This is a genomic window from Bacillus sp. AFS002410 (assembly GCF_002556365.1).
In the GTDB taxonomy this organism is placed as follows: Bacteria; Bacillota; Bacilli; order Bacillales; family Bacillaceae_G; genus Gottfriedia.
Map to the genome: position 1 here is coordinate 298,666 of NZ_NUEU01000001.1, position 17,130 is coordinate 315,795.

16 protein-coding genes and 1 pseudogene are annotated in these 17,130 nt (G+C 32.5%); 7 read left to right on the forward strand and 10 right to left on the reverse strand.

The window, feature by feature from the left end; translation table 11 throughout:
* Window positions 1–9 precede the first annotated feature (9 nt).
* The 3 genes from CN692_RS01340 to CN692_RS01350 form a co-directional block, all read right to left on the reverse strand.
* A complete protein-coding gene (locus CN692_RS01340; RefSeq protein WP_098117208.1) occupies window positions 10–207 on the reverse strand; it encodes a spore germination protein GerPB in 198 nt (65 codons plus the stop codon).
* A 13-nt stretch (window positions 208–220) separates the two neighbouring features.
* The gene (locus CN692_RS01345; protein WP_098117209.1) at window positions 221–442 is read right to left on the reverse strand and encodes a spore germination protein; all 222 of its coding nucleotides are present in this window, start codon (window positions 440–442) and stop codon (window positions 221–223) included.
* Between the two features lie 198 nt (window positions 443–640).
* Entirely contained in the window at window positions 641–796 is a 156-nt protein-coding gene (locus tag CN692_RS01350) for an aspartyl-phosphate phosphatase Spo0E family protein (RefSeq protein WP_098117210.1), read from the reverse strand.
* A 464-nt stretch (window positions 797–1,260) separates the two neighbouring features.
* Here CN692_RS01350 and CN692_RS01355 point away from each other — a divergent pair, with 464 nt between their 5' ends.
* Complete coding sequence (locus CN692_RS01355) at window positions 1,261–1,635, forward strand: DUF1516 family protein (RefSeq protein ID WP_098117211.1); 375 nt, start codon at window positions 1,261–1,263, stop codon at window positions 1,633–1,635.
* A gap of 43 nt (window positions 1,636–1,678) precedes the next feature.
* Here the strand turns inward: CN692_RS01355 and CN692_RS01360 are convergent, their stop codons facing one another.
* A complete protein-coding gene (locus CN692_RS01360; RefSeq protein WP_179865556.1) occupies window positions 1,679–2,242 on the reverse strand; it encodes a DUF2777 family protein in 564 nt (187 codons plus the stop codon).
* Window positions 2,243–2,681: 439 nt separating this feature from the next.
* Here CN692_RS01360 and asnB point away from each other — a divergent pair, with 439 nt between their 5' ends.
* Window positions 2,682–4,529, forward strand: coding sequence for an asparagine synthase (glutamine-hydrolyzing) (asnB, locus tag CN692_RS01365; RefSeq protein ID WP_098117213.1), 1,848 nt, complete (start codon window positions 2,682–2,684; stop codon window positions 4,527–4,529).
* A gap of 560 nt (window positions 4,530–5,089) precedes the next feature.
* Here the strand turns inward: asnB and CN692_RS01370 are convergent.
* From CN692_RS01370 to CN692_RS01380, 3 genes are all read right to left on the reverse strand, one after another.
* The gene (locus tag CN692_RS01370; protein WP_098117214.1) at window positions 5,090–5,452 is read right to left on the reverse strand and encodes a P-II family nitrogen regulator; all 363 of its coding nucleotides are present in this window, start codon (window positions 5,450–5,452) and stop codon (window positions 5,090–5,092) included.
* 12 nt (window positions 5,453–5,464) lie between these two features.
* Window positions 5,465–6,691 carry an ammonium transporter gene (locus CN692_RS01375; RefSeq protein WP_098117341.1) on the reverse strand — a complete coding sequence of 409 codons (1,227 nt, stop codon included), beginning with the start codon at window positions 6,689–6,691 and terminating at the stop codon, window positions 5,465–5,467.
* Window positions 6,692–6,924: 233 nt separating this feature from the next.
* Complete coding sequence (locus CN692_RS01380; RefSeq protein WP_098117215.1) at window positions 6,925–8,694, reverse strand: alpha-glycosidase; 1,770 nt, start codon at window positions 8,692–8,694, stop codon at window positions 6,925–6,927.
* 214 nt (window positions 8,695–8,908) lie between these two features.
* Between CN692_RS01380 and CN692_RS01385 the strand changes: the two genes are divergently transcribed.
* Both CN692_RS01385 and CN692_RS01390 read left to right on the forward strand, forming a co-directional pair.
* Window positions 8,909–10,402, forward strand: coding sequence for an alpha-amylase family glycosyl hydrolase (locus CN692_RS01385; RefSeq protein WP_098117216.1), 1,494 nt, complete (start codon window positions 8,909–8,911; stop codon window positions 10,400–10,402).
* Window positions 10,403–10,601: 199 nt separating this feature from the next.
* Window positions 10,602–11,645 carry a LacI family DNA-binding transcriptional regulator gene (locus CN692_RS01390; RefSeq protein WP_098117217.1) on the forward strand — a complete coding sequence of 348 codons (1,044 nt, stop codon included), beginning with the start codon at window positions 10,602–10,604 and terminating at the stop codon, window positions 11,643–11,645.
* A gap of 72 nt (window positions 11,646–11,717) precedes the next feature.
* Here CN692_RS01390 and CN692_RS01395 read toward each other — a convergent pair whose 3' ends face one another.
* A complete protein-coding gene (locus CN692_RS01395) occupies window positions 11,718–12,209 on the reverse strand; it encodes a YajQ family cyclic di-GMP-binding protein (RefSeq protein ID WP_098117218.1) in 492 nt (163 codons plus the stop codon).
* A 123-nt stretch (window positions 12,210–12,332) separates the two neighbouring features.
* Here CN692_RS01395 and CN692_RS01400 point away from each other — a divergent pair, with 123 nt between their 5' ends.
* Together CN692_RS01400 and CN692_RS01405 are read left to right on the forward strand one after the other, a co-directional pair.
* Complete coding sequence (locus CN692_RS01400) at window positions 12,333–13,208, forward strand: CvfB family protein (RefSeq protein WP_098117219.1); 876 nt, start codon at window positions 12,333–12,335, stop codon at window positions 13,206–13,208.
* A 223-nt stretch (window positions 13,209–13,431) separates the two neighbouring features.
* Window positions 13,432–14,283: a YitT family protein gene (locus CN692_RS01405; RefSeq protein WP_257143951.1), complete on the forward strand. Its 852-nt coding sequence runs from the start codon at window positions 13,432–13,434 to the stop codon at window positions 14,281–14,283.
* Window positions 14,284–14,532: 249 nt separating this feature from the next.
* Here the strand turns inward: CN692_RS01405 and CN692_RS01410 are convergent, their stop codons facing one another.
* The gene (locus CN692_RS01410) at window positions 14,533–14,664 is read right to left on the reverse strand and encodes a DUF3941 domain-containing protein (protein WP_098117220.1); all 132 of its coding nucleotides are present in this window, start codon (window positions 14,662–14,664) and stop codon (window positions 14,533–14,535) included.
* A gap of 174 nt (window positions 14,665–14,838) precedes the next feature.
* Between CN692_RS01410 and CN692_RS01415 the strand changes: the two genes are divergently transcribed.
* Window positions 14,839–15,690 carry a YitT family protein gene (locus CN692_RS01415; RefSeq protein ID WP_373605003.1) on the forward strand — a complete coding sequence of 284 codons (852 nt, stop codon included), beginning with the start codon at window positions 14,839–14,841 and terminating at the stop codon, window positions 15,688–15,690.
* Between the two features lie 69 nt (window positions 15,691–15,759).
* Here the strand turns inward: CN692_RS01415 and CN692_RS01420 are convergent.
* A pseudogene (locus CN692_RS01420) lies at window positions 15,760–16,988 on the reverse strand (cytochrome P450).
* Window positions 16,989–17,130 lie beyond the last annotated feature (142 nt).

Genomic DNA, 17,130 nt, shown 5'->3' on the forward strand with positions numbered 1-17,130 from the left:
GGAATAAAATTATGTCTCTTGCGAAGTTTGAACGATTTGACCTGGTTCAGTAATTGGTGGTGCTGGTTCTAAATAATCTCCAGTATTATTCGTTATTGTTTTTGCATTTATATTTCCTGTTGTACCAATTTGAAAAACAGATGAGTTTACAATCCCACCGGTTTTTAGCTGATTAATAATAATTGTTTGATGTATATATATATTCAAACGACATCCTCCTTTACATGTTGCCAACCATTGGCTGATCCACTTGATCTTGATCATATACGTTCGAAATGCTTCTATTATTATAAACTGTTACATTATCACCCGTATTAAACGAACCAGCACCGGCATATGTTTGTGCATTACTTTTAGGTGTTATATTATACGCGTCACCTATGTTAACTACGCCACTACTACCGATACTGACAATATTTATTACTCCAACATAAGCAGGCATGACTGTACACCCTTTGTTCTTTTTATGATTATGTATTATATGGCCATTTAACCTAAAACGTGATTGTAGACTACTTATTGTTAAGAAGTATTAATTTTAAATGAAGGAAAGTGAAGAATAGTAAAATAGAAAGATCTTATTAAATGGAGATAAAAAAAATACTAGTCGCAATTAGAATGAACTAATCGCAACTAGTTATTAAGCTCTCTTTTTTGAAGAGGAAAAGGTCGATATCATATTCATGAGCCTGTCCAACTCTTGGCTACATAAAACTGTTTTCTTGTTCGTAAAGCCATATCGTCCCGCATAATATACCATTCGGGCCCGTTTTTTCTCTATAACATGAAGCAGCAATTTAGTCACCAACTTTGTTCAAGAATAGGGAATTATGTCTAGGTCTCACGATGTATGTAATGCTATTATACAAAATCATTTCCATATGAGAAGGCATTCGCTAAAAGAAGTGTAAAACTTACAAAATACAACAATATTCATCTACATTCAATCAATGGATAGTGGAAATTAAAAGGTTTTTGTAGGATAAACTATACGGACTGTCGAAACGTAAGGTCCTATAGAAAATATTGAATTTATTTTCGACAGTAGATTACAATCCTAGATTAATATAATTTATAAAATTTAAAAATGAGTATTTTGTCCTGTGGGTTTTAACGGTTGATGGGTAGAAAATCACACCATATATTTTGAACAATTTGTGAATTTTTTTAAATCTTTACACTTTCCGATTCATCTTAATTTTTCCTTATTTATAGTCTTATGTTATGATTATTTAGAATATATATTTGGGAGGAAATGAAATGATTCACTTACATATTACATCGTGGGTAGTCGCTATTATTTTAGCTTTAATTGTTGGGCACGGTTACAAAAATGGTTGGAATGTTAAAGTTGCTCACATGATTTTACGTCTTTTATATTTCGTTATTTTAGGAACTGGACTGTATTTATTTATTCATATTCCTAATAAAGGAAATATGCCGTCAGATATGATGATGCTTTACAACATCAAAATGACACTTGGCATTATTATGTTAGGAGTATTTGAATACTTCACTGTGTCTTCTAAGAAACATCGTAAAATGGTTGTTCCTGCAACTATTTTTACAGTAATTATTTTAGCTTTATTATATTTAGGATTTAGATTACCTCAAGGTTTTCACTTCTTTGCATAATAAAAAACTGTCACAATATTAATTGTGGCAGTTTTTTTATTTTTTAAGAAAGCTGTGTTAATAGATAACGGTTTCCTGTTGCTTTAGTCAATTCAAATCTATGGTTTTGTTCTTCAGATGATATCCTGAATTGGTGATATACTGAACAAACTAATTCTCCATTATCAAACACAATGAAATTTACTCCATCAGAAGGGGAATTTTCTGGTTGGAATGAAAGGAAATTATGACAGTATAGACAATCGTATAAAGAAAAATGATGAGTATTTAGCAAGTAAGCTAAAGTATAAAACGATTCATCACTCAAATTTTTTAATAGTGTATCGAAGCTATATAAAAGTTTTCGTTGAATACGTAGGATATCACCATTTTGTAATTTTTTCTTTTTGGGATATTGAATTAGAAAATTTCCGTTCCTTAAAGAAGCAGGAATCCATTCTTCATTTATAGAAACTTCGAACTCTTCATCGATGAGATCCTCAAGTAAAAACGCCTCATCAGTTTCATCATCGAAAAAGACCCATTCATCATTTATTTCTTCAATTGCTCCAATAGTGAAAGCGCGAGGTTGCTTTTGAAATAATTGAGATCGTTGCTTAAATTGCATTAAGTAACCTCCAGTTACAAGCGTTCTGCTGTTCATTTATTAATTTACATAAGTTCGATGAGAAGTAGTGATTCGGACATTTTATTGATACATAAAATAAAGTATTAATAATAGGATCCTTTTTTTCATTCGAACCTTTTTTAAAATCTCGAATATTGTTTTAAATGGATAAAAGTTAACTCTATTTTCCGACCGATATTGGGATTTATTAACAATAATAGCTGCGTTTATTTCAATTTTAATAAAGCTGCTACTTTTTTCATTTATTGACATAACTTAACTATTTTATAACTATGCAAAAATTGAAAAAACGTATGGACAAATATTGATAAGTTATCAACTTTTTTTATAGATTGACGCACCTATTTTTAAAAGCATTAATACGATATAGAATTAACTTTAGTTTTATAGGGAAATAGCCCAGAAAGGAGAAAAAAGCATGTGCGGTATAACTGGGTGGGCAGATTTTCAAAAAGATTTATCAAAGGTAGCCAATACTACAAAAAAGATGGCTGAAACATTATCGAAACGAGGTCCAGATGATACGAATATTTGGTCCACAAATCATTGTAGCTTTGGCCACAAAAGATTAGTAGTAGTAGATCCTGTTGGTGGGAAACAACCGATGCGTAAAGCAAGAGGAAATGTTACGTATACACTTTGCTACAATGGTGAGCTGTATAACACTGAGGATCTAAGAAAGGAACTCTTAAAGAGGGGTTATACATTTCAAGGTCATTCAGATACTGAAGTCCTTCTTACTAGCTATATAGAGTGGAAGGAAGCTTGTGTAGACAAATTTAATGGAATATTTGCATTTGCGATCTGGGATGAAGAAAAAGAAAGTTTATTCATTGCAAGAGACCGTTTAGGCGTAAAACCGCTATTTTATAAAGAAGATTACAAAAGATTATTATTTGCTTCAGAAGTAAAGGCGATATTAGCAAATCCAGAAGTAAAAGCGGAATTAACTGAAGAAGGGCTTTCAGAGGTTTTTGGTCTTGGACCATCTCGTACCCCTGGAAATGGTGTTTTTGATGGCATAAAAGAGCTTCGTGGTGGCCATGCAATGACGTTCTCTAGAAATGGACTTAAAGTATGGAAATATTGGGATGTTAAAAGTGATATTCATACAGATTCTGTTGATGAAACGATTGAGAAAGTGCGTTTTTACGTAGAAGATGCAATCGTAAGACAACTAGTTTCTGATGTCCCGTTATGCACTTTTCTCTCAGGAGGAGTAGATTCAAGTGCAATTACAGCGATTGCTGCGAATCATTACGCTAAAGAAGGAAAAGGCCAATTAACGACCTATTCAATTGATTACGAAGAAAATGACAAATACTTTACATCAAGTGTATTCCAACCGAATTCAGATGCACCATGGATTGAGTTAATGTCTTCAACATTTAATACAAATCATCAAAGATGCGTCATTTCAAACGAAGAACTAGTGCAATATTTAGAAGAAGCTACAGAATGTCGTGATCTTCCGGGAATGGCAGATGTCGACTCTTCATTACTATGGTTTTGCCAAAAAATTAAAAACAATTTTGTAGTAGGTTTATCAGGAGAATGTGCTGACGAAATATTTGGTGGTTATCCTTGGTTTCATCGAGAAGATGATTTAAATCGACCAGCGTTTCCGTGGATGAGATCTACAGAGCTTCGTCAAAATCTATTAAAAGACGAATGGAGTAAGAAACTGAATTTAGCAAGCTACGTTCAAGATCGCTACAATGAGACTGTAAGAGAAACGCCAATCCTTGAAGGAGAGAGTCCTTTAGAAGCTAAAAGAAGACAATTATTTTATTTAAACCGTCAATGGTTTATGGCTCAACTATTAGATCGCAAAGATCGAATGAGTATGGGAGCGAGTCTTGAAGTACGTGTTCCATTTGCTGATCATCGACTTGTTGAATATGTTTGGAACATCCCTTGGGAGCTTAAAATGTATGGAGATCGTGAAAAAGGAATCTTAAGGAAGTCGCTTGAAGGTCTGTTACCAGATGAAATTTTATACCGTAAAAAAAGTCCATATCCAAAAACTCACAATCCAGTCTATACAAAATTAGTTGTTCAAAAATTAAAAGAAGCATTAAAAGACAAAAGCTCAGCTCTTTATGAATTTCTAGATAAGGAGCAATTAAATAGCCTAGTTCAAAGTGAAGGAAGAGCATTCCAAGTTCCGTGGTATGGGCAATTAATGTCTGGACCGCAGTTATTAGCTCATTTGTATCAAATTCATGTTTGGTTTAAAAAATTCAATATTAATGTAAAGGCGTAAAAAGAGGTGATTTTCACCTCTTTTTTTAGGTGGGGAAGGGCTTAATTAGAGAAGAAGTGGAATCGCAAATTAGATCGTAGGATTTTTAGTAAAGATGGGAAAACGTAATGAAAAAGTGGGGTCGCAATTAAAAAAAGGAGAATCGCAATTAAAAATGCGGAATCGCAAATAAAAACGAGGGATCGCAATTAAAAATGCGGAATCGCAAATAAAATTCCAGAATCGCAAATAAAAAAGCGTAATCGCAAATAAAAAAGCGTAATCGCAAATAAAATTTCAGAATCGCAATTAAAAATTGAAAATCGCAAATAAATTTCCAGAATCGCAAATAAAATCCTAATTCATTCAAAATTTGATGATTTTCTATAAAAAAATCAACCGAAATAAAGCGTATGTATATAAAACAGTTACTTTCTTAGGATAATTACTAATTTTCATCAAAAACTAAGCTGGTGGCATTAAAACGTCCGTAGATGAACGAATGTAGCAGCTACATATTCAACTCAAACGTAAATTAAGCCAATAAAAACCTAGCCATTCAAAACGGCTAGGTTTTAAAATTAATAATCATTCTGTAAAGCGTCTCTACCTTCTTCCCCCGTGCGAATTTTAATCGCATTTTCAATCGGGTATACAAATATTTTTCCATCACCAGGTTTTCCTGTTTTTAACACTCTTTTCGCCTCATCGATTACAGCTTGAACGGGTACGTCACATACAACAATTTCGACTTTAATTTTTTCGTGTAAATTTATTGTTCGTTTTTTGCCTCGATATACTTCTGTGTAGCCTGATTGCATTCCACATCCTAATACGTTTGTAACGGTCATTCCTGTAATCCCAACTTTTGAGAGGGCATCTTTTAAAACATCAAATCTATCTGGTCGAGTAATGATTTCGATTTTTGTTAGTTTAGCAGTCACTTTAATACCTCCTTATAAGCTTGCGTCATGATATGCTTTTTCGCCATGTATAGATAAGTCTAGACCGAGGTTTTCTTCTTCCTGGTCGACGCGAATACGGATGAATTTGCTTATTACTTTTACGATGATAAAGGTGATCACTCCTGCAAATAGATAAGTTGCTCCGATTGCGAGTAGTTGTTTCCAAAGTAATGATAAATCACCGTAAAAGACTCCGTTTGCTCCTGCGCTATTTACTGATTTTGTAGCAAATAATCCTGTGGCGATTGCGCCCCATGTTCCACCGATTCCGTGGCAGCCGAATGCGTCTAACGCATCGTCGTATCCGAATTTGTATTTTAAGTATGTTACTGCTAAAAAGCATATGACTCCACCTAAAAAGCCAATCACGATCGATGAGAGGGGAGTAACAAAGCCGCAAGCGGGAGTAATTGCGACAAGACCAGCTACAGCCCCGCTGACTCCGCCTAACATTGTAGGTTTTTTATTTACATACCATTCAACAAGCACCCAAGCGACTGATGCGGCAGCTGCTGCAGTATTTGTATTAATAAATGCTGTTAATGCAACATCGTTTAAAGTTAGAGCGCTACCTACGTTAAATCCAAACCAACCAAACCATAAGAGACCTGCGCCTAACACAGTTAATGGTAAGTGATGAGGAGAAGTTGAACCGAAATCTTTTCGTTTACCTAGAAGGAGCGCTAGGACTAAGCCTGAAACACCGGAGGAAATATGGACAACTGTACCACCAGCGAAGTCTAAAGCACCTAAATTACGAAGCCAACCATCTACACCCCAAACCCAGTGAGCTAATGGGTCATATACGAATGTTGTCCATAAAAGGGTAAATAATAGAAATGCTGAAAATTTCATTCGCTCAGCAAATGCGCCTGATATTAGAGCGGGAGTTAAAATTGCAAACATTAGTTGGAACATCATGAAAAGATTATGAGGGACTGTTGCGCTGTAATTATCATTTGGAGTAAAACCAACATCCTTTAAGGCTGCCCATGAAAAGTTACCGATAAAGTGATTTACATCTGGGCCGAATGCTAAAGAATAGCCTATTATTACCCATTGGATTGATACGATTGCCATAGCAGCATAGCTATGCATTGTCGTACTTAAAACATTTTTGCTTTTGACCATTCCGCCATAAAAGAGTGCTAGACCAGGCGTCATGATCATTACTAAAACAGTTGAAATAAAAAGAAATACACTATCTGCAGCTTGAATACTGTTCATTTTCATTCCCCATTTCTGTAATGTTAGATTTTATAACATTAAGTGTTATATAAGATATCATATTCAGAATATATGCAAAATTCAATAATAATTTCATAAAAATAACAAAAAAAATAATCTGAAAAATAATGAAAACGCTAACATATATAAGAAATGTAAGAAAATCTAACATTTAGTAAAATGATGAATAAAAATACAGACCCAAGTGAATGAGTCTGTGTTAATTAAATGAATGAGCCTATTTCTTCAAATTGCAAAATTAAAAAATCAGTTTCAGCAATGTCGATCGCAATTGAATCAGAATCAGTAGCAAATTGTTGACCATTCCATAAATTTGTTATTCTTTTCCCCTTCAAATTTATTGGTAATGAAACTGACTGTTTTTCAAGCGAGTTATTAGCTATGATTAAAAAATGAAATCGATCATTTTTCCGCTCATACATAAGAATATAGTTATGATCAGTTTGTACCCAATTAAATTCCCCATCGTTTGCTAATACTGAGAACTTATTTCGTAAGGCAATTAATTTTTTTAATGAATCAAATATTGTTAAATTGTATTGTGATTGGTCCCAAAGCATACAACTTCTACATTCTGGGTCATTGCCACCTTGTAGGCCAATTTCATCACCATAATATATACATGGCGTTCCAAAGAATGTAAACAAAAAAACATATAATAAAATAACCCTTTTTTCGTTTTGATTACATTGTGTCAGTATTCTTGGTGTATCGTGCGAACCTATTACATTGAATAAAGTTTTGATAACAGTTAATGGATATGTGGCAATTAAATCATTGATTGAATTTTGATAATTAGTGGTTGAGATTGTTTGATATCCAAAATAAGCAAGTAATGATTTCATTAGTGGGTAATTCATAACAGAATCGAACTCATCACCCCTTAGCCATGGCATAGCATGGTGCCAAATCTCTCCTACTATAAACAAATCATTTTTCATTTCTTTCATTTTTTTATTAAAATGCTTCCAAAAATAATGATCAATCTCGTTAGCTACATCTAAACGCCAGCCGTCTATATTAAATTCCTTAATCCAATAAGAACCGATTTCGATTAAGAAATTTTGAACTTCTTTATTTTCTGTATTTAGCTTTGGCATTTCCTTAACAAAAGAAAAGGTTTCATAAGTGAGTTGATTGTTTTCGGAATAGAAGTGAAACCAATCATAAAATGCAGAGTTTTTTCCGTTTTGTAATGCATCTTGAAAAGGGGGGAATGATGCGCTTGTATGATTAAAAACTGCATCAAGCATAACTCTTATATTATTTTCATGGCATTTTTTAATTAATAATTTTAAGATTTTTTCATCTCCGAATGTAGGGTCCACTCGAAAGTAATTAATCGTATTATATTTATGATTTGAATTTGCCTCAAAGATAGGTGTTAAATAAATGCCGCTTATTCCTAAATTTTTAAGATAATGGATTTTTTGGATTATACCTTCCAGGTCCCCTCCGAAATAACTTAAACTTGTCGGTAAAGTAGAGCCCCATGGAATTGAATCGCTTGGATTATTCTTATTATTACCACTAGCGAATCGATCAGGGAAAATCTGATACCAAATTGTTTTATTTACCCATTTTGGGGGAGAAATTAAATAATTTTTATGTAGAAATGCTAAAGTAAAACAATTCGATTGATCATTTTGATTAAATTGATTAGAAAATCCACTTTCGCCATAATAAATAGAATTTTGTTCGTTTCTTAAATGAAAAATATATTTCATTCTTTTATTTGGAGGCATAACGTTTATTTCCCAGTAATCAAAAAATTCAGTAGAAAAAGCAAGATACATCGAGAGAACCGATTCTATTTGCCAGCCCGAATCATTAAATTTGAAAGGATCTCCGTAATAGAAACTAACTTCTTTGCAATCTCCTTTTTTTGTTCGAATTCTTATACGATAGGTTTTATCATCAATTGAAAAAGCATATTGATCATACGGTTGATGATAGATTGATTCAATTTGCATGATTCTCCCCTTTAAATTTTATTTATGGTTTAACTAAAAGGAATTAATGAAAGGATTAACTTGCTATCTAATTTGCTAACAGTATAATTAAATAGTGTGTGCAATCGCTTCCGTTTTATGAAATCAATATAATATTTGAATTTCATTTTAATATTTTGCACAATAGTTAGAGAGTGAATTTTGTACATGCGATTGACTTGCAGGGGGAGAAAAAATGAGGCGATTTGGTTTTATAATACTTGTGTCTGTATTATTTTTAAGTACATTACCAAGTATTAGTTTTGCAGAGAAAAATACTACAGATCTAAAAAAAGAAATGATTTACCGTATTTTAATTGATCGTTTTTTTGATGGGAATCCTAGAAATAATAAAAATACTGACCCGAAAGATTTAACAAAATCACAGGGTGGTGATTTAGAAGGAATTACACAAAAATTAGATTATCTAAAGGATTTTGGCTATACAGCTATTTCAATATCACCTATTTTTAAAAGCGATGAAAATTCATACGATGGATATTCAGTAATAGATTTTAAAAAGATGGACCCAAGGTTTGGAACAATCGAAGACTTAAAAAAGTTAGTAAAAGAAGCGCATAAACGTAAAATTAAAGTTTTTATTGATTTTGTTGCAAATAATGTTTCACCTAATAGTGAATTAGCTAAAAATGCGAATTGGTTCAATCCAGAAAACAGTACAAGTTCAGAAAAGAAATGGATAAAAGGACTTCCTGACTTCAATCAAGAAAATGCTGAAGTAGCGAATTACTTAATTGATGCTGGTAAGTACTGGATGGATCAGGCTAGCTTTGATGGTTATAATTTACAGGAAGTAAATAATGTACCTGTTTCTTTTTGGAAAACATTTAATCAAGAATTAAAAAAGAAAAATCCCAATTTTATTTTACTTGCTGATTTAAATGAATCAAGTGAAATGAATTATAGTAAATACGAGAATTTAGACTTTAATGGAATTTATAACGTTGATTTAGTAGGCGATTTAGCTAATACTTTTTCTTCACAAAATCAATCATTAACAGAAGTAATGAAGCAGCAAAAAGATTTAACTAAACAGCTTGGATCTACTTTAATGATTAACTATGTAGATGATGAAATGACTAAGCGTTTTGTTTCAATTGCACTATCAAAGAATCAGTACCCACCGTCAAGATTAAAGTTAGCACTTACTTATTTATTTACATCACCAGGTATCCCATTAACTTATTATGGTACTGAAATTGCATTAAATGGTGGAAATATACCGGATAACCGAAAAGGAATGGACTTCCGTACGGATCAAGATTTTTCGGATTATATAAAAAAACTGACTGAATTAAGAAGAACTTTACCTTCACTTACTAATGGGAATTTTGAAGTTCTTTATGATTCGAAAGGTATGACTTTATTTAAGCGACATGATAAAGATGAAACGACTATCATTGCTATTAATAATACTTCACTTGATCAAAAGGTTCATTTGGATTTTGACGTTGTTAAGAAATCAGATGAATTACGAGGTCTTTTAGCTGATGATTTAGTTCGCCCGAATAAAAAAGGGTTTGATATTGTTCTGAAAAGGGAATCATCAAATGTTTACGCAGTTGCACCAAAAACGGGCTTAAACATGGGTGTAATCATAGCAATTCCATCGATTTTTGTAGCATTTATCATCTTTTTGTGGTTTGCAAGAAGACGTAATAAACAATAAGCATAGAAAATAGTTTGATGTGATTAGAATACTTGAAACGGTTATGTGAAGTATTCTAATCATCAAACAATTTTGATAATCCATCACCTGGATATGAACGAGGCATCGAGGTTTAGTTGGCAAAACGTGGATTTTATTAAATAGCATCTAAAGAAAAAATGATAACGTTTACATTCATTCGTGAATAAGGGGAATTAAAATGACTATAACAATTAAGGATGTTGCGAAGAAAGCGAATGTAGCACCTTCAACGGTGTCTCGAGTTATCTCAAACAGCCCAAGAATTAGTGAAAAGACAAAAAGAAAAGTTAGAAAAGTGATGGACGAGCTAAATTATCATCCGAATTTAAACGCTAGGTCATTGGCTAATCGATCTACGAAATCAATCGGTTTAGTTTTACCACCTGCACTTGATACATCATTTCATAATCCATTTTTTGCAGAAGTAATTAGAGGTGTGACTGCTTACTCAAACCAAAAAGAATATTCTCTTTACTTTATTACAGGGAACAATGATGAGGAAGTCGAACAAACTGTGATAAAAACGATTAGAGGTAGAAGAGTTGATGCCATTATTCTGCTGTATTCTAAGGAAAATGATAAAATCATTGATTATTTAAGCGAAAATAACTTTCCTTTCGTATTAGTTGGTAAGCCAGATCATTCAATGGATGATATTACGTATATTGATAATGATAACTACTCAGCTGCTAGAGATGTCACCAATTACCTAATTGATCTTGGACATCGACAAATTGCTTTTATTGGAGGAGAAAGTAGCCTATTAGTAACTCAAAATCGTTTGCGTGGCTTCCAAGATTCAATGAAATTAAATGCGCTACCAGTAAATGATAAAGCAATAATCTTTACTTCATTTACAAGAGATGGTGGAAGAAAAGCAGTAAATCAATTACTAGACCTCCAAGAACTTCCTACTGCAATAGTAGTCACAGACGATGTATTAGCATTAGGGATTATAAGTGTACTAAATGAATATAATATTTCAGTTCCGAATAATATATCAATGATTAGTTTTAATAATGCCATCTTTGCAGAATTAGCAAGCCCACCTTTAACATCTGTTGATATTAACATTTATCAACTTGGTAACGAAGCGGCCAAAAATGTAATCTCAAAGATTGAAGAACCAGACGGTACTGAAAAAAGTATTATCGTTCCTTATAAACTAATCATCCGAGATACTTGTGCAAAGAATGAACGATTAACATTGGTGAGTAGTTAAGGGGAAAAGAAGAAATTTTAACTCGCATGAAAAAGAGGATGATCAATTTCATCCTCTTTTTTTATGTATTCATTATCGGTAGTTCAAGAATTGAACATCAACTGATAAGTCTGCAGATTTTACAGCTGCGATGATTGATTGTAAATCATCTCTACTTTTTGCAGTTACACGGACTTGATCATCTTGAATTTGTGATTTAACTTTTAATCCACTATTTTTAATAATTGTATTAATTTTTTTAGCGTTTTCTTTATCAATACCTTGAACTAATTTAGCTCTTTGTCTAACAGTACCGCCTGAAGCACCTTCAACTTTACTATAATCTAGGTTTTTGATAGGAACATTACGTTTAATTAATTTGCTAATTAATACATCTTTTAATTGCTCTAATTTATAATCATCATCAGAAATTAAAACTAGTTCTTCTTTTTCTAATGAAATTGAGCTCTTGCTTCCTTTGAAATCATAGCGAGTTGCGATTTCCTTATTAGCGAGTTGAATCGCATTTGAGACTTCTGGTAAGTCTACTTTTGAAACAATATCAAATGAACTTTCCTTTGACATAGATAGAATCCCTCCAATTCGTTAATACTTGTATTATAGTGTATGATAGACGAAGTAACAAACTTTCATTATGCATGATATAATAATTTTTAGTTTGGAAGTTTAGAGAGGATGTAACAAAGAATGAGTTTACAAGCAGGAGAGATTGTCACTTTAGAGTGCAGTCGAGTAACTGAAATAGGGTATATGCTTGCCCAAGGTCAAGAAGAAGTGTTTTTACATAATAACGAAGCATCAGGTGAAATTGAAATAGATCAAGAAGTAACTGTTTTCTTATATCATGATTCTAAAGGAAGATTATCTGCAACAATGGAAATGCCTTTTATTACGACTGAAGGTTATGGATTTGCTAAAGTAGTAGATAAACTTGATGGAGTAGGTGTTTTTGTAAACATCGGTATTTCAAAAGATATCCTTTTAGAAAAAGGTGACCTTCCACCTCTTCAAGAAGTATGGCCTGAAGAAGGTGATGAAATTTTTTGTACGTTAAAGCAAACAAATCAAGGTAGATTATTAATTAAACTTGCAACTGAACCTGTTATGAAAGAGTTCTCAGTGCAAGCTGAGCCTAGTATGCTTAATAAAAATGTTTCAGGTATAATCTATCGTACATTACGAGTAGGGTCATATATTTTAACGGATGAGCGATTTATCGGTTTTATTCATGAATCTCAAAGAAAAACTGAGCCACGTATTGGTGAAAGAGTTAGCGGACGCATTATCGATGTCAAAGAAGATGGTAGCACTAACGTTTCGCTATTACCTAGGGCTCATGAAGGTTTAGATCTTGAGGCAAATGAAGTTTATGAATATATGATGAGTCGCGGTGGGGCAATGCCGTACTGGGATAAAAGTGATGCAGAGGATATTAAAGCGCGATTTAAACTTAGCAAAGCTGCATTTAAACGAGCAATGGGTAGATTATTAAAAGAAAATAAAATCTATCAAGAAGACGGCTGGACATACGCAAAAGAACTTTTTGAGAAAAAAGAGCAATAATTAAGTTTTGAAACCACTTCAATAAGAGAAGTGGTTTTTTGTTATGTAAACACGAACAGACAGTGAATAGCTTGAATAATAGGGAAAGTGGCTTAATAAACAAAGAAAGCAGCATCCAAATACTATCTTGTATACCCAACTCATTAAATGAAGTTGTTTTTTGCTATTATTTTACAACTTACAGGCATACTAAGTTTATGAATAATTAGGAGGAAACTTATAAGTGAGTGACAAAAAGGAATTGTTTATAAAAGTTCTTGTTGTAATATTTGGGGCATTAATGAATGCATTTGCTATGAATTGTTTTTTAATCCCTGTAAGTGTTTATTCAAGTGGTTTTTCGGGGCTTGCTCAATTACTTTCAAATTTATTGAATGACTTTACTTCTTTATCGGCTTCTACTGGTATATTACTTGCGCTATTAAATATTCCTGTAATCATTTTAGCATGGAAAAAAATAGGTCCATCTTTTACGTACTTCACGATTTTAAGCGTTGGTATTACAACTTTATTTTTAGAGATTATACCAGTGACACCTTTATTTTCAAAAGACATTTTACTAAACTCAGTTTTTGGAGGTCTAATCGTTGCTGTTGGGATTGGATATACATTAAAATTTGGTGCATCAACAGGTGGTTTAGATATTGTTGCGCTAGTGTTATCGCGTTCTAAAGGAAAACCAGTTGGCACATATTTCTTTTTGTTTAATGCGTTAATTATTTTAACGGCCGGTTATATTTATGGGATGGAAAAGGCTCTATATACACTTATAAATTTATATGTAACTTCTAGGTTCATTGATGCGATTCACACTAGTCATATTAAGGTGACTGCTTTTATTGTTACCACGAAAGGTGATGAATTGCGTAAAGTGATTCATTCAAAGCTAGTTCGTGGGATTACGGCGATTAATGCAAAAGGTGCATTTACGAATCAAGATAAACAAATATTAATGATGGTATTATCACGATATGAACTCTATCATTTATCAAAAGTTATTAAGTCAGTTGATGAAAAGGCGTTTACAAATATTGTTCAAACGATTGATGTGTTTGGAGAATTTAGGAAATTTTAGAGGTGAGAAGTAAGAGTTGAAAAGTTGTCTAAATTCTTGGAATAAATAGTTAAAAAAAACTGTTCAACCTTACAAAATTGACTCGTAAGGTTGAACAGTTTTATTTTTTGAATCTTATCAATAATAAGGCTTTTTCTAGTTTTTAAAGTTCTTATTGTCTTTCAGAAATAAATAAATATACTTAAATTATTGGATGAAATTCTACGTTGAAAATGATGTTTTTTAAACTGTTTAAATTAGGAATTAAAATTAAAGATGATCGACACTTTTAGAAAAAGATTTCTTACCAGCTTGTGCATTTTTTCTTTCTTGAGCATTTTTCTTTTCTCTTATTGCGTTATTATCTTTTGCTTTTTTGTCATTATCACTAGTATGTGGCATATCGAGTCTCCTTTTATAAATGATAATGTTAGGTTTGCCCATATCATTTGAAATATGTATGATCGTACGTTTTTAACTGTCTGACAATGTGAGTGTAAGTAAGGTTTTATTTTATGGTTTCAACTTTTTTATATAGAGAGATTGGTTATTTTGTTTTTAGGAGGATCTGAGTTGGTGGAAAGAAATAAAGAGCTTTTATTTAAGTTAGTCGTAGTAATAGTCGGTGGTTTCTTAAATGCATTTGCAATGAATTGTTTTTTAATCCCTGCTAATGTTTATTCAAGTGGTTTTGCGGGACTTGCGCAATTACTTTCAAATATTATTACTGACTACACGCCGTTTACAGTAACAACGGGGATTTTATTGGCGTTATTAAACATTCCAGTTATCGTTTTAGCTTGGAAAAAAGTTGGTCGTTCATTTACTTTTTTCAGTTTCTTTAGTGTAGGTGTAATGACATTATTTTTAGAAATATTACCTGTTAAACATCTTTTTTCTAGTGATATTCTACTTAATGCCGTGTTCGGTGGTTTAATTGCTGCGATTGGAATCGGTATGACATTAAAATTTGGTGGCTCTACTGGTGGATTAGATATCATTGCCTTAGTTCTTTCGAAATCAAAAGGTAAACCAGTAGGAACGTATTTCTTCTTGTTTAATGCAATCATTATTATTACTGCTGGTCAGCTATATGGAATGGAAAAAGCTCTTTATACTTTAATCAACTTATATGTTACTACTCGTGTAATAGATAGTGTTCATACAAGTCATGTTAAGCTAACAGCAATGATTATTACAACTAAAGGTGAAGAACTAAGAAAAGAAATTCATGCGAAGCTTGTTCGTGGAATTACGCAAATGAACGCTACTGGGGCGTTTACGAAACAAGATAAAGATATATTAATGATTGTTTTATCTCGTTACGAATTATACGATTTAGAACGTATTATAAAAAAGGTAGACCCAAAAGCTTTTACAAACGTAGTACAAACAGTTGATGTGCTAGGGGAATTTAGAAAGATTTAAAAAAATGTTATGACTAGCAAAAGTTAAAATTGCTAGTCATTTTTCATTTCTATATTCTTTTTTAATTTCTTATTTATAAACTTTCATTGGCAAGGAAGTTAAAGACTGTCCAGTAGCTGAAGCTGTTAAATTTTTTTCCAATTCAAATCCTTCCACCAGTGCAATAGAAGAAAACTTTGTTAAGAAGGCCTCTAATGCAATTTTCATTTCCAATCGCGCAAGAGGTGCCCCTAAACAGAAATGAGGACCATTTCCGAAAGTTAAATGTTTTTTATTGTTAGAACGATGAATATGTATAGAGAATGGGTCTTCAAACATACTTTCGTCCATGTTGCATGCACTCATCCAAGCTATAACAACATCTCCTTTTTTTAAATCTATACCTAGTAAATTATTGTCTTGTTTGACTGTGCGATCTCTTCTAGACATATGGAAGCGATATCGTAGCATTTCTTCGACTGCGTTTGGTACTAATTCCATATTACTTCTTAGCTCTCCGTATAATAACTCATCATCATAAAGCAATGAATAAAAAGTATTCGCTATCGCATGGCTTGTTGTTTCAACACCACACCTAAGAGTAACATTGTAACTTGGACAATTTCGTCATCTGTAAATTTTTCACCATCTACCTCAGCTTGGAGTAAGTCTGAGATAATATCATCGGAAAGATTCGATCTTTTTTGAACGACAATTGGGTATAAGAATTGGAAGTATTCTTTTGCAGCCTGTTGTTTTTGTAACTCAATTTCATCAAGTCTTTCTTGGTCATAAGGTTGGAAAAGGATATCTACCCATTTTTTAAATTGATATCGATCTTGAATTGGTACCCCAAATAAATCAGCGATAACTAAACTTGGCAGAGGGGATGCAAGTGCTTCAACAATATTTACAATAGAGTTTTCTTGAATGTCATTTACAAGTTCGGTTGCAATTTGTTGAATACGCGGTTCCCAGTTTATTAAACTGCGAGGAGTGAAAGCTGCTGCTAATAAAGAGCGGCTCTTTCTATGATTTGGAGGATCTATATTTGTAATGTTAGTTATAGAAGATTGTTCTTGTTTGTTTTTAGCTCCAACAAAAATAGTCGTTCTAGTACCTTCGCTTGAAAAGTATTCATAGTTACTTAACACTTGTTTTACATGCTCATACTTAAATAAATTCCATGTATTTGTATTTTCATGATAATAAATAGGATGATGTTTCAACATATCTTTATACCATTCAATTGGAAAAAATTCGTCTGAACGTGATTTGAAATTTGTGATTTCATTAACTGGAATGACTTCTTTATTCATTTTATTCCTCCTAGAAAATGGATTACATAACCCATTTTTTTATTTTTACTCCCTAATCTACATTAATCTAATAAGAATAGTTTTTATAGAGGAGATGGTAGTAAGACATGGAATATGATTGGAAATACTTTAAGAGGCGATA